General features: G+C 27.8%; 13 protein-coding genes. 4 read left to right on the top strand and 9 right to left on the bottom strand.

Going from position 1 to position 13,244, the window contains the following annotated elements; genetic code table 11:
* Window positions 1–2: 2 nt before the first annotated feature.
* From opp1B to DYA59_RS04210, 9 genes are all read right to left on the bottom strand, one after another.
* Entirely contained in the window at window positions 3–944 is a 942-nt protein-coding gene (gene opp1B / locus DYA59_RS04165; protein ID WP_115269679.1) for a nickel/cobalt ABC transporter permease, read from the bottom strand.
* A 55-nt stretch (window positions 945–999) separates the two neighbouring features.
* Complete coding sequence (gene nikA, locus DYA59_RS04170) at window positions 1,000–2,607, bottom strand: nickel ABC transporter substrate-binding protein (RefSeq protein ID WP_115269681.1); 1,608 nt, start codon at window positions 2,605–2,607, stop codon at window positions 1,000–1,002.
* 752 nt (window positions 2,608–3,359) lie between these two features.
* Entirely contained in the window at window positions 3,360–4,082 is a 723-nt protein-coding gene (locus DYA59_RS04175) for an ABC transporter ATP-binding protein (RefSeq protein ID WP_172606950.1), read from the bottom strand.
* Window positions 4,082–4,933 carry an ABC transporter ATP-binding protein gene (locus DYA59_RS04180; RefSeq protein ID WP_115269683.1) on the bottom strand — a complete coding sequence of 284 codons (852 nt, stop codon included), beginning with the start codon at window positions 4,931–4,933 and terminating at the stop codon, window positions 4,082–4,084. The genes DYA59_RS04175 and DYA59_RS04180 overlap by 1 nt, the downstream gene beginning before the upstream one ends.
* On the bottom strand, window positions 4,923–5,900 hold the full coding sequence (locus DYA59_RS04185) for a branched-chain amino acid ABC transporter permease (protein ID WP_115269685.1): 978 nt from the start codon (window positions 5,898–5,900) through the stop codon (window positions 4,923–4,925). The genes DYA59_RS04180 and DYA59_RS04185 overlap by 11 nt, the downstream gene beginning before the upstream one ends.
* Before the next feature lie 12 nt (window positions 5,901–5,912).
* Window positions 5,913–6,797 (bottom strand): branched-chain amino acid ABC transporter permease, encoded by an 885-nt coding sequence (locus tag DYA59_RS04190; protein ID WP_115269687.1) that lies wholly within the window; start codon window positions 6,795–6,797, stop codon window positions 5,913–5,915.
* Window positions 6,798–6,907: 110 nt separating this feature from the next.
* Window positions 6,908–8,059, bottom strand: a complete 1,152-nt coding sequence (locus tag DYA59_RS04195) for an ABC transporter substrate-binding protein (RefSeq protein ID WP_115269689.1) — start codon at window positions 8,057–8,059, stop codon at window positions 6,908–6,910.
* Window positions 8,060–8,906: 847 nt separating this feature from the next.
* Window positions 8,907–9,131, bottom strand: coding sequence for a hypothetical protein (locus DYA59_RS04205; RefSeq protein WP_115269691.1), 225 nt, complete (start codon window positions 9,129–9,131; stop codon window positions 8,907–8,909).
* 48 nt (window positions 9,132–9,179) lie between these two features.
* Window positions 9,180–9,671 (bottom strand): SGNH/GDSL hydrolase family protein, encoded by a 492-nt coding sequence (locus tag DYA59_RS04210; RefSeq protein ID WP_115269693.1) that lies wholly within the window; start codon window positions 9,669–9,671, stop codon window positions 9,180–9,182.
* 232 nt (window positions 9,672–9,903) lie between these two features.
* Here DYA59_RS04210 and DYA59_RS04215 point away from each other — a divergent pair, with 232 nt between their 5' ends.
* The 4 genes from DYA59_RS04215 to DYA59_RS04230 all read left to right on the top strand — a co-directional run bounded on the left by DYA59_RS04215 (window position 9,904) and on the right by DYA59_RS04230 (window position 12,978).
* Window positions 9,904–10,515 carry a MotA/TolQ/ExbB proton channel family protein gene (locus tag DYA59_RS04215; protein WP_115269695.1) on the top strand — a complete coding sequence of 204 codons (612 nt, stop codon included), beginning with the start codon at window positions 9,904–9,906 and terminating at the stop codon, window positions 10,513–10,515.
* A gap of 3 nt (window positions 10,516–10,518) precedes the next feature.
* Window positions 10,519–10,911 carry an ExbD/TolR family protein gene (locus tag DYA59_RS04220; RefSeq protein WP_115269697.1) on the top strand — a complete coding sequence of 131 codons (393 nt, stop codon included), beginning with the start codon at window positions 10,519–10,521 and terminating at the stop codon, window positions 10,909–10,911.
* A complete protein-coding gene (locus tag DYA59_RS04225) occupies window positions 10,904–11,659 on the top strand; it encodes an energy transducer TonB (RefSeq protein WP_115269699.1) in 756 nt (251 codons plus the stop codon). The genes DYA59_RS04220 and DYA59_RS04225 overlap by 8 nt, the downstream gene beginning before the upstream one ends.
* 182 nt (window positions 11,660–11,841) lie before the next feature.
* Complete coding sequence (locus DYA59_RS04230) at window positions 11,842–12,978, top strand: aminotransferase class V-fold PLP-dependent enzyme (protein ID WP_115269701.1); 1,137 nt, start codon at window positions 11,842–11,844, stop codon at window positions 12,976–12,978.
* The last annotated feature ends 266 nt before the right edge of the window (window positions 12,979–13,244 follow it).

The raw sequence follows: 13,244 nt of genomic DNA on the forward strand, positions 1-13,244 counted from the left end.
TATCACTCCATTCCCTTTCTAAGTCTTGGATCAGAAATATATTGGACAATATCAAATATTAAATTGAATATTACAAATAATGTTCCAACCATTAAAACATATGCTTGTATTACTGGATAATCTCTATTAAAAATAGATGCTATACAAAGTTTTCCTATTCCAGGCCAAGCAAAAACATTTTCTACAACTATAGTTCCAGCAATCAGTTGTGGAATACTCATACCAATTGCTGTAATGAATGAATGAAGAGAGTTTTTTAAAATATGTTTCCTTAAAATATTTTTCTGTTGTAGTCCTCTTACATTAGCATATAAAACATAATCTTCTTTCATATTTTCTAACATATTATTTCTAATCAATCTGATATATGTAGAAATATAAGTAAGAGCAACTGTGAAAGATGGTAAAATAAGATGTTTAAAAGATCCTGCTCCACTTGTAGGAAGTAAATCAAATTTTATGCTGATTAACCATATCATTAAAAGCCCTACCCAATAAGCTGGCATAGCTGTTGTCATAAAAACAATTCCTCTCATCACTTTATCAAACCATGAGTCTTTATATACAGCACATAAGAAACCTATAGGTAAACTTAAGAAAATTACAAAAACTAATGACATTCCAGCCAATTGTAAGGTTGCAGGAAGGCATCTTCCAATCTCTCCTATAACTGTACGAGCTGGATTAGTATAACTTACTCCAAAATCTAAAACTAAACATTGAAAAAACCATTTTATATATCTTATAAAAAATGGATCATTTAATCCTAATTCCGCTCTCACTTGTGCAATTGCCTCTTCTGTGATTATCGGAGTCTGTCTAACTCTAAGGGCTACTTCAGCTGGATCTGAAGGTATCAAATTTATGAATATAAAACAAACAAAAGATATACATATAAGTAAAGGAATAGTCATTAAAATTCTTTTAATTATATAATTTTTCATCTTTTCCTCCTTCTAATAAAAAGGATAGGCTATGCCTATCCTTATGGTATTTATATTATTCAAAAGTCATTTCTGCAAATGGAACTTCATATTGAGTTTGTGTAAAGTTAACATTTTTTAATTTAGAAGTATAAATTGCTTTATTACACTCATAAGTAAGTGGAACATACACAGCATCTTCATGTAATCTTGTTAAAACAAATGTATATAATTTTTGTCTCTCTTTTTCATCTGTAGAAACAAGAATCTTGGTTATAGCTTTATCAATTTCAACCTTATCTTTCAATCCTAATTGAGCGGCATAATCTCCATATACACGTTGACGCATTGCTGCTAAAGAAGATTGAGGATCATAAGGTGTTCCCCAACAAATATTAAATACCATATCAAAATTTCCAGCTTTCATATTATCACGATAAGATTGCTCTTCTTGCCCAGTAATATTTATAGCTATTCCTAATTTTTTATATTCAGCTTGTAAATATTCAGAAATAGTTTTTTCAGTAACACTATCACTATTATACAGTAAATTTAATTCTAGTTTTTTTTCATCTTTAGTACGAATACCATCTTTTCCTTTTATCCAACCACTCTCATCAAGATATTTATTAGCTAAAGCCATATCAAAGTTAAATGGTTTTAAATCAATATTACAATATGGAACTGTTCTAGCAAAAAGTGTATCAGCAGGTTTTTCTAATCCATAGAATATCCCTTGAGATATTGCTTCCTTATTAGTTCCATGTTGTAAAGCATATCTAATATTCTTATCTTTTAAAATCTCATTACTTGTATTTATGACAATCTGTCTAGTAGATGTTGGTTCTGATAAAGCAACAGTAAATTTTTCACTATTTTTATATTTATTTACAGCATCAGCATCTATCATATTTTTTCCAAATATTAAATCAATCTCTCCTTTTTCTAAAGCCAAGATACGAGTTTGATTATCTGGAATAACTTTTACTAATATTTTCTTTATCTCAGGAACTTTTCCCCAATAATTTTCATTAGCTTCAAATATTGCATATTCATCTGTTACAAATTTCTTTAAAACATATGGTCCAGTTCCTATGTAAGCATTTACTCCATCTTTAGTTGATCCATTTTTCATAGCTTTAGGGGATATCATTGCAAATGGTCTAGTTACTCCTAACTCTGTAAGCATTGGATAATATGGTTTACTTAATTTTATCTGTATTGTATAGTCATCTATCAAATCAACACTTTCTAGGAGGTGCATCATTTCTAGCCAAGTATGTCTGCTTTTATTTTCTAAAATTGCGTCAAAATTTGCTTTAATAGCATGAGCATCACAAATTGTTCCATCAGAGAATGTTACACCTTTTCTTATATTAAATGTATAAGTTTTTCCATCTTCACTTATATTCCAACTTTCTGCGAGACATGGCTCATATCCATTAGGTCCTATATTTACAAGAGTTTCATATAACATTTCCTGAGCATACATCTCTCCAGCATAAAGATAAGGATTTAAATCTCTAATATCTCTATAGTTTACAAAGATAAGTTCTTCTTTTTTTTGAAGTTGATTTTCTTTATTGTCTACTTCAAGATTATCATTTTTATTTTTGGAAGTACATCCGATAACTCCAGCTACTATTAATGTACTAGCTAAAAATTTACTTATAGTTTTTTTCATACATCCTCCTCACAATATTTTATATTTCAATATATTTAACTTAGATATTATTATATCATAATTTTAAATTATATTCAATATAAATATTTTTATATTCAAAATATATTTTATACATTTTCATATTATAAAATATTATAATAATAATCAATTTATAAATAAATCAGGAAATATAATTATAAATTTAAAAAATATTATTTAAAATCAAAAATTTATTAAAGATTTAGTATTGAACTTCATCTAAATTGATTATGTAATTAGAAAAGTATATAAAAATTTTTATAACTGTAATTGGTAATTAAGCTACTTGTAATATTGTTGTGAGTAACTTAAAATTTTTAAAGAAAAAAAAGATATCTATCATAATTTTATAAAAAAATATGTAAATTTAAATAATAATTGAAAAGTCAGATTTAGATCGGTAACTTTATTTGGTTATCATATAGAAGAGAAATATATTGATAAGATTTTTTCTCTTTACAGTAATATCACTAACAAAGAATATTATGTAAAAATACTCAAGCTTGATTAATTTCAATAATGTTTACTAAATTTAGAGAAAAAACTCTGAAGTATCTGAAAAATAATGGCTTAGACAACTGGACACAAAATAAAGCAATACAAAAGATAAAAGAATCTACAAGAATAAGTAAAGAGGATAAAAATTTTATACTTATATTTAAAAGATAATAAGGTGAGGGTGCTGTAAAAACTTACAACACCCTCTATTTGAAAGTAGTGAGAAAGCAAATTTATTAAGCTCCTAAATAAGCTTTTTTAACATTAGCATCATTTAATAAATCTAGAGCTTTTCCTTCCATTGTTATTTTTCCTGTTTCTATAACATAGGCATAGTCAGCAACTGAAAGAGCCATCTTTGCATTTTGTTCTACTAGAAGTATAGTAGTTCCAGCCTCTTTTAATCTTTTAATAACAGCAAATATCTCTTTAACAAACAGAGGAGATAATCCCATTGATGGTTCATCTAGAATAAGTAATTTAGGTCTACTCATTAAAGCTCTTCCCATAGCTAACATCTGTTGTTCTCCTCCAGATAAAGTTCCTGCTAATTGATTTTTTCTCTCTGCCATTCTAGGAAAAACTTCATAAAATCTAGCTCTATCTTTTTCAAGATTTTCTGGAGTATCATCAATCGTAAAAGCTCCTAATTTTAAATTATCTTTTACAGGTAGTCTAGTAAATACTCTTCTTCCTTCAGGAACTTGAGCGATTCCCATTTTACAAATTTTATGGCACTCTACCTTTGTGATATCTTCTCCTTCAAATAATACACTTCCCTCTCTAGCTCGAATAAGCCCAGATATTGTTTGAAGAGTAGTAGTTTTTCCAGCACCATTAGCACCTATAAGAGATACAACCTCTCCCTTTCCTACTTTTAAAGAGATTCCCTTTAAGGCATGAATATTATCATAATATACATGTAAATCTTTTACTTCAAGCATAATATCTCTTTCCATTAAACTTCCTCCTCATCATTAAATATCTCAGCTTTTATAGAAGCAATCTCTTTATTTTTGGCTTCCTCTTCATCAATTTCATCATCATCTTTTCCTAAGTAAGCTGTCACAACTGCTGGGTCATTAACAACTTTTTGTGGATCTCCACTTGCTATAATAGTTCCATGATCTAGTACAATAAGTCTTTCACAGATTCCTAAAACTAATTTCATATCATGCTCTATTAACAAGATAGCAATTCCAAATTTATCTCTAATAAGCTTGATAGTTTTCATAAGCTCTTCAGTTTCTGTTGGATTCATACCAGCTGCTGGCTCATCTAGAAGTAAAACTTTTGGATTAGTAGCCATAGCTCTAGCTATCTCTAATTTTCTTTGTTGTCCATATGGAAGACTTCCAGCTGGAGCATCTGCATATTTATCTAAGTCAAAAATTCTTAAAAGTTTCATAGCTTTTTTCTTGGCTTTTCTTTCTTCTAGCCAGAATTTTGGTAAACGGAAAGTTCCTGTTAAAACTCCATACTTCATATTAAAGTTATTAGCAACTAAGACATTATCTAATACACTCATATATTTAAAAAGTCTGATGTTTTGGAAAGTTCTAGCAAGTCCCTTTCTTATAAGCTTATGTGTAGGAGTTTTTTTTACTTCCTCTCCATTGAATGTATAAATTCCTGATGTAGCTGAATATACACCAGTTAATATATTAAATACAGTAGTTTTTCCAGCACCATTTGGCCCAATAAGTCCTACTAATTCTTTTTCTCTTAACTCTAAATTAAAATCACTTACAGCTCTAAGAGCACCAAAAGTAATATTTATATCTTTAGCATGTAAAATTCTATTTACCATTTTTTGCTGCCCCCTTCTTAGTAATAAATATTTCTACAAATTTTGAAATTTGGAATTCTTTACGTCCTAATAATCCTGTTGGACGGAAAATCATAGTTAAGATTAATAATAAAGAGTAAACAATCATACGATAATCAGAGAACTCTCTAAGTACTTCTGGTAAAATTGTTAAAACAATGGCAGAAAGAATTGAACCTGTAAAACTTCCCATTCCTCCTAATACAACCATAACTAAAATATTGATTGAGTAGTTAAAGTCAAATTGTCTAGCTCCTAATATTCCTAAGTTATGAGCATAGATTCCTCCAGCTACTCCAGCAAAAATAGCTGAAACAGTGAAAGCAAAAGTCTTATAATAAGTTGTATTTATTCCTGAAGCTCCACTTGCTATTTCGTCATCTCTAATAGCTAGGATAGCCCTTCCATGACGGCTTGTCATAAGTGAAAACATCATCATTACACATAATACCATTATAATATATATAACACCAAATTTATTAAAACGAGGAATTCCTCTAAGTCCTTGAGCACCACCTGTAAAATCAAAGTACTCAACTAAAACCCTGATAATCTCTCCAAAAGCAAGAGTAATAATTGCTAAATAATCTCCATTCAATCTCAAAGCTGGAATACCAATTATTATTCCTACAATTCCAGCAACAATTCCTCCTACAATAAGAGCAATAACATAACCAGGTAATCCTTCAATAATTCCAGTCTTAGCAAATAGTGCTGCTGTGTAAGCTCCTACTGACATAAACCCAGCATGTCCAATAGTAATTTGTCCAAGACAACCAACAGTTATATTTAAACTCACAGCTAAAATAATATTAATACAGATAAAAATCATTACAGTAGTTTGATATCTTGAAATCATTCCTGATGAGATAAGTCCTGTCAATAAAAAATATCCAATTATTACTAAAATCAGAGTTAAAGCATAACTCCATCTTTTTGTATGATTCATCTTTTCTTCCTCCTATACTTTCTCTCTCATATTTTTTCCTAAAAGTCCTGTTGGTTTAACAAGTAAAACTATAATAAGGATAGCAAATACAAAGGCATCTGCTAATTGTGATGATAAATAAGCTCTTGTTAAACTTTCAACTATTCCAAGAATAAATCCTCCTATAACAGCTCCTGGTAGAATTCCAATTCCTCCAAGTACAGCAGCTATAAAAGCTTTTATTCCTAACATAGAACCCATAAGTGGTTGAACTTGTGGATAAGCTGAGACATAAAGTACAGAAGCAATAGCAGCAAGTCCACTTCCTATTGCAAAAGTAAGTTGGATAGTGCTATTTACATTAATACCTACAAGTTTTGCTGCTCCATAGTCCTCACTTGTAGCTAGCATAGCTTTTCCATATTTTGTCTTTTTCATAAAATATTGTAATCCTACTGAAAGGATAAGAGTTAATACGATAGTAACAACAGTTCCATAGTTAAGATAAATATCTCCAAATCTAAGTGGCTCTTGAGTAAACACTTTTGGAAATGCTCTTGTATTTGGAGTAAAAATTTTCATAAATAAATTTTCTAAGAATAAACTTACTCCTATGGCTGTGATTAAATTAGAAATTCTTGGAGAATTTCTAAGAGGTCTATAAGCTACTCTCTCTGTCAACATTCCTAAGACCACACATAGTACAATAGCTGGTACTACTGTAAGCCATACGGGTAATCCCATTCTTGTAAAAACTGGAATACTAAATAGTGAAACATAAGCTCCAACCATAATAATATCTCCATGAGCAAAGTTTATAAGCTGTGCTATTCCATAAACCATTGTATACCCTAATGACACTAATGCATATATACTACCAATTTGTAGCCCATTTATAACCTGCATAATAATTTCCATTTTTCTCTCCTCTCAATATTTTCATTTTCATAATTACTCTATATAAATAAATTAGAATATTAGAGTAGCTAAATTTAGCTACTCTAATAAGTATTTATAAACTATTAAATTTATTCCGCTTGAATTACAGAGTCAAAAGTATAATTTCCATTTACAATTTTTAAAACAGTAACTGCTTTAATTGGATTATTTTTTTCATCGAATCTCAAACGTCCTGTTACTCCTGCAAAGTCACTTTCTTTTATAGCTTTTATAATAGCATCCTTATCTGTTGACCCAGCTTTTTCAATAGCAGCTTTCATTAAGTAAGCAGCGTCATATGAAAGAGCTGAGAAAGCTGAAGGTTCATCTTTATACTTCTCTCTATATGACTCTATGAAATTTTGAACTTTTTCATTAGTATCTTCTACAGAATAATGATTTGTAAAATAACTATTTTCAACAGCTCCATATGCTGAAGAGTCTAGAGCTTTAGCTACTCCGTCCCATCCATCTGGTCCAATAAATATTGATTTTACCCCTACTTCCCTAGCTTGAGTAGTGATTAAAGCTACTTGCTCATAATAATCTGGTACTAATAATACATCTGGATTAGTGGCAGCTACTTTAGTAAGTTGAGCTCTAAAATCTTTATCTCCTTCTGCATACCCCTCTTTAGCTACTACTTTTAATCCTAATCTTTCAGCTTCTTTAATAAAAGCTTCAGCAACTCCATCAGAATAATCACTTGAATTATTTACCATGATAGCTACAGTATTGGCTTTTAGATTATTTTTTGCTAGGTTTGCCAAGATAACTCCTTGATATGGGTCAGTAAAGCATACACGGAATACATTTGGTCCAGCTTCTGTGATGTTAAATTGAGTTCCTGTTGGAGTTATCATTGGCATATTGTCTTGTGCAGCAATTTCAGCTACAGCTAGAGATGGTTTTGAAGTGATATCTCCAACTAATGCAACAATTCCCTCATCTACTAATCTATTATAAGCTGTAACAGCTTCAGTTGAATCTCCTTTTTCATCAAATAATACAAATTCAACCTGTTTCCCTAGAATTCCACCATTTTTATTAATCTCTTCAAAAGCAAGTTTTGATCCATTTGTAGCAGTAACTCCATAGATAGCTAGCGGTCCTGTAAGTGGTCCTAATCCTCCAATTTTAATAGTTTCTGCACTTTCTCCTACTTTATTTCCTGCCTCTTTCTCTCCACAAGCAGTAATCAAAATAGATAATCCTAAAAGCATAAGTGTAAATTTTTTCATATTAATTCCCCCTTTTATAATGTTTATATTAACTTTTGTCAATAAAAAATGTTTGTACTAATAAAAAAATATATTCTTCCTTAATAAATGGACAAAAATTTAAGTTATAAAAAAACAGCCCGATTAGGCTGTACTTTATTAGTAAAGTTCTTCACTCTATATAGATATATGTAGTAAAAGATTTAACTATAACACTTGCCTAATATATTTTTGTATATAAAACTAAACTCATATTTATTTGTATGAGTAATATTATATATATGACAAATATTAGTACGCTAAGTGTAAGCATAGCTTTCCTCCTTACTTCAATTTTATAATTTTATCTAAACTGTTAAAGCAAGTATACTCCTAAATTGAAAAAAAATCAAGTATAATTTTAAAAAAATTTTTATAAAAGTATCTTTTTTAACAATATATTAAGAGTTATCTAAACTAATTTTTTACAAAAACTTCTATTTTTATATATTTTTTATATAATTATAAAATAGTAATATTAAGTAATTAAACTTTAAGAAAAGAAATGAAATATTAAAAATAGAAAAAATATATGCTAGGAAAGTAGAAATAAGACTTGATAATGAAGATATAGTCACTAGAATAAAATTTTGTGAAAGGTATGAGGAAAATACAAAGGATCTACAATATTATATTTTAGGAATGTCAAAATATGATATTATAAAAAAATTAGAAAAAATTGATTGTAGAGGAAGAAGAATTCTTATTCTAATCTAACTAACAAAAATTTTAAAATCTCTTTAGTTAATTTATATATAAATAAGGGAAAATTAATCAAAACATATAGTAGTTTTCACTTTTAATAAAAAATGCTTAAATAAATATAAATTTATCTTTTTAATTCTTCATCCTTATCTTCTTTTATTCTTTTAAGGAAAATATTTTTAGCTTTTATTATTAATAACATAAAAATAATATAATGGAGGACTCTTAACTCTTCAAAAGATTTTTTCAAATATTTATCACAAATAAAAATAAAAGCTCCCCACAATAAAAGTATTCCTATTAATATTAAAAAAAATCTTATCCATTCTCTCCAAAAGTTATTTTCCATATCAACTCTCCAAAACTATTTTATTTTATATTATAACATATATTTTTTTTAATACAAAGTTAATTCTAATACTTTTTTATTCAGAATTTCATTGAATAGATCATAACCTTTATTATTCAAATGAATTCCATCAGTTGTATATTCAACTCTCATTTTTAGATTTATATCTATAAAATATAAATAAAGATTTAAAAAGTTTTTAGAATAATTCTTTTTTATCCATTTATTAAAAAGTTCTATTTTCCTATTTACAATTTCCTTATCTGTTGGAAGCAAAGAGATTAATATAATTTCTTTTACTCTTTTTTCTAGCTCTTTTACAATTTCAGCATAATAATTCTTAGATTTTTCAAACTCCATATTTGCAAAAAAATCATTAACTCCTACTAAAAGAATTCCAATATCACCGTAAATCTCCTTATTTTCATCTAATAACCATAACACATCTCTTGTCATATAGCCATTTTTTCCATAATTTATATATGAAGATTTATAATTCCAATTTATCAAACTATCTCCTAACATAATTACTTTATACATAAAACCACTTCCTTAAAATACTTGAATACAAATAATTATAACATAAAATAAAACAAACTCAAATCACTCATAGCATTTAATTGAGATTTTAAAATTTTAAATCTTGACTTTTTATTAAAATAATAGTATGATTTCTTTGAATATCTTTATTTAGATATTCTTTAATTTTTATAAAAATATTTTGTACTACTAAATTTTAGAAAAAATTATATTTCAAGGAGGAGAATTTATTATGATGTATTATTTAAATGCTGGGGGGCCTTTAATGTGGATACTTTTTGGAATATCAGTACTTGCATTAACTATTATCTTAGAGAGAATTTTCTTTTTCTTTCGACGTGAAAAAACTCAGAATAAAAATTTTACTGCAGAAATAATTAAAGCTGTAACTTCAGATGATATGAACTATGCTATCGCTCTTTGTGATAGAGAAAAAAATTCCATTGGGTGTACTGTAAAATCTTTTCTTTGTCGTTGTGATAGAGAGGGAGACTTCCACCATTTTGATCAACTTGTTAAAGAAATTAGTATAGATGAAATAGGCTGTTTAGAAAAAAGATTACACCTTTTAGGAATTATAGGCTATATTGCACCTATGATAGGTCTTTTAGGAACTGTTACAGGAATGATAGAAGCATTTAGAAATTTGGCCACATTTGGTGCTGGAGACCCTACATTAGTAGCATCTGGTATTTCAAAAGCACTGATTACAACTGCAGGAGGACTTTCTATTGCAATTCCTACTATTATTGCTTATAATCTTTTTAATAAAAAAATAGATGAAATTGAAGGAGATATTGATAAAATAACTACTAATCTTATTGATATTTTGAGAAAGAGGTAAGATATGGGAAGATTTAGAAAAAAAAGACCAATCATGGCATTAGATTTAACACCTCTTATAGATGTGGTTTTTCTTCTTATCATTTTTTTTATGGTGTCTACAACATTTAATAAATATGGAAGTATAGAAATAAACTTACCAAGTGCTAATATTAATTCTTCTATACAAGAAAATAAAAGCGTAGAAATTATAATAGATAAAGAAGAAAAATATTTCATATCTAAAGATGGAAAAATAAAAGCTATTAAATTTGAAGATCTTGAGACAATTTTACAAGGTGTAAAAGAGGTCACTGTTTCAGGAGATAAAGAGTTAAAATATCAGGTTATTATAGATACTGTTTCTAAAGTAAAAAATGCTGGAATAGAAAATTTAGGAATAAATTATTATGAATAAAAAAGATAATATTTTTTATTTTTTCCTTTTAGCATTATGTATTCATCTATCTTTTTTTCTAATTAATAAAAAAAGAGTAAGTGAAGATGTTCCTGTTTTAATGAACACTAATTCTGCTCCTTTAGCCATCAATATAAAAACTTCTTTTACTAAAAGAGAAAAAATAATTTCTGCAGAAAAAGAGATAGCTTTAGCTAATAAAAGTGAAAATAAGCCAGTATTAGAAAAAATAGAGAAGCCTAAAAAAAAGATTCTAGAACCTGATATAAAAAGTAAATTAAAAAATTCTAAAAAAGAAGTAGAAACAAGAAAAAAAAATATAGAAAAAATCGAAACTAAATCAAGCAAAGAAATTAAAAAAGATAAATTACTAACTATAGAGCAAAACTCCATTGATAATAATTACCAAATTGATTTCGGAAGAAATTTTAGCATTGAAACAGATGGAATTCTTGTTGCTGAATCTTCAGATGGAATACAGTATAAAATTTTAAAACAGATTGAACCTAATTACCCTGTACAAGCAAAAAAAGTAAGATATAAAAATAAAGTTACTGTCTCTGTTAGATTTTTAGTGGGTTTAAACGGAAGTATTGAAAAAATTGATATTATTAAATCACATAAAAAATTAGGTTTTGATGATGAAGTATTAAAAGCTTTAAAACAATGGAAATTTAATCCTATATATTATAAAAACAAAAATATTAAAGTATTTTTTACAAAAGAATTTATTTTTGAATATAATTAATATTCCAAATAAAAGAGGAAAAATTTTCTCTTTTATTTTATTTTATTTTAAATAGATTATTTATTATTTAAAATAATTATAATTTCTATTAATTTATAGGACTTTACTATTCCATTCTTTTATGATAAACTGAACAAAAGTAATTTTAAAATTTTTAAACAAAAGTTTATGATGGAGGATATATGATCTATTTTGATAATGCTGCTACTACTTTATATAAACCAGAAGAAGTAGTAAAAGCTATGATTAGTGCAATGACTTTTATGGGAAATGTAGGACGAGGTAATACCTCTGCTTCAATAGCTGCTAGTCATACTGTTTTTAAAACTAGAGAAAATCTTGCTAAATTTTTTAATATAAAAGATTCTAGTAGAATAGCTTTTACTTCTAATTCTACTGAAGCTTTAAATATAGCTATAAAAGGCACATTAAAAAATGGAGATAATGTAATTACAACTATGTTAGAGCATAACTCTGTACTCCGTCCTCTATATGAAATGGAAGAAAAAGGAGTGGAGCTCTCTTTTGTAAAAGCTGATAAACTAGGAAATATATCCTATGAAGAGATGGAGAGCCTTATAAAAAATAATACTAAGGCTATAATTTGTACACATGGTTCTAACCTCACTGGAAATCTTATAGATATTAAAAAAGTAGGAGAGATTTGTAAAAAATATAATTTACTATTTATAGTTGACGCCTCTCAAACAGCTGGAGTATTTCCTGTTGATGTAGAGGATATGAATATAGATGTACTTTGTTTTACTGGGCATAAAAGTTTACTTGGACCTCAAGGAACAGGAGGGATATTTGTAAGAGAGAGTGTTGAGATTAAGCCATTAAAATCTGGTGGTACTGGTATTCTCACTTATAGTAAAAGTCAACCTCAAATTATGCCAACTTATCTTGAAGCTGGAACTTTAAATGGACATGGTATAGCTGGACTCAATGCTGGAATAGAATTTATAAATAAGATAGGTATGAATAAAATCAGGGAGAAAGAGGACTCCCTTATGTGGAGATTTTATAATGGAGTAAAAAATCTTCCTCATATAAAAATATATGGAGATTTCTCTAAAAAAGAGAGGTGTCCTATTGTAACTCTTAATATTGGAGAGTATGATTCTGGAGATATAGCTGAAGAGTTACTTAACTTTGGTATCTCTACTAGAGCAGGAGGGCACTGTGCACCTCTTATGCATGAAGCTCTAGGTACTGTTGAACAAGGGGCAGTAAGATTTAGCTTTGGATATTTCAATACTGAAGAGGAAGTTGACGAAGTGATTAAAATTATAAAAAATATTATTTCAAATATTTAAAAGAAAGGAGTTAATATGAAATCTAATTCATTTATTAGATTACTTTTTTCTGCCCAAGGAAAAAAATACATTTTGCGTTGATTGGAATTTTCTTTTTCATAATATGAATACTCGTCGCATATATGCCTATATTGAAAAAGAAAATATTCCTTCTCAAAAATTATGTAAAAAATTAAATATGAAAAAAAAAGAAATTTCAAAAAATTTATTTCTTTTGCCAAAGATGATAGTGGTACTCCTTACTATGAAAATATATATCAATATCC

Origin of the sequence: Fusobacterium necrogenes, assembly GCF_900450765.1 — a bacterium.
GTDB classification, from domain to species: Bacteria; Fusobacteriota; Fusobacteriia; order Fusobacteriales; family Fusobacteriaceae; genus Fusobacterium_A; species Fusobacterium_A necrogenes.

Coding starts and splice junctions, on each gene's coding strand:
- opp1B (WP_115269679.1), bottom strand. CDS start 944: ATGAAAAATTATATAATTAAAAGAATTTTAATGACTATTCCTTTACTT.
- nikA (WP_115269681.1), bottom strand. CDS start 2,607: ATGAAAAAAACTATAAGTAAATTTTTAGCTAGTACATTAATAGTAGCT.
- DYA59_RS04175 (WP_172606950.1), bottom strand. CDS start 4,082: ATGGAAAGAGATATTATGCTTGAAGTAAAAGATTTACATGTATATTAT.
- DYA59_RS04180 (WP_115269683.1), bottom strand. CDS start 4,933: ATGGTAAATAGAATTTTACATGCTAAAGATATAAATATTACTTTTGGT.
- DYA59_RS04185 (WP_115269685.1), bottom strand. CDS start 5,900: ATGAATCATACAAAAAGATGGAGTTATGCTTTAACTCTGATTTTAGTA.
- DYA59_RS04190 (WP_115269687.1), bottom strand. CDS start 6,797: ATGGAAATTATTATGCAGGTTATAAATGGGCTACAAATTGGTAGTATA.
- DYA59_RS04195 (WP_115269689.1), bottom strand. CDS start 8,059: ATGAAAAAATTTACACTTATGCTTTTAGGATTATCTATTTTGATTACT.
- DYA59_RS04205 (WP_115269691.1), bottom strand. CDS start 9,131: ATGGAAAATAACTTTTGGAGAGAATGGATAAGATTTTTTTTAATATTA.
- DYA59_RS04210 (WP_115269693.1), bottom strand. CDS start 9,671: ATGTATAAAGTAATTATGTTAGGAGATAGTTTGATAAATTGGAATTAT.
- DYA59_RS04215 (WP_115269695.1), top strand. CDS start 9,904: ATGATGTATTATTTAAATGCTGGGGGGCCTTTAATGTGGATACTTTTT.
- DYA59_RS04220 (WP_115269697.1), top strand. CDS start 10,519: ATGGGAAGATTTAGAAAAAAAAGACCAATCATGGCATTAGATTTAACA.
- DYA59_RS04225 (WP_115269699.1), top strand. CDS start 10,904: ATGAATAAAAAAGATAATATTTTTTATTTTTTCCTTTTAGCATTATGT.
- DYA59_RS04230 (WP_115269701.1), top strand. CDS start 11,842: ATGATCTATTTTGATAATGCTGCTACTACTTTATATAAACCAGAAGAA.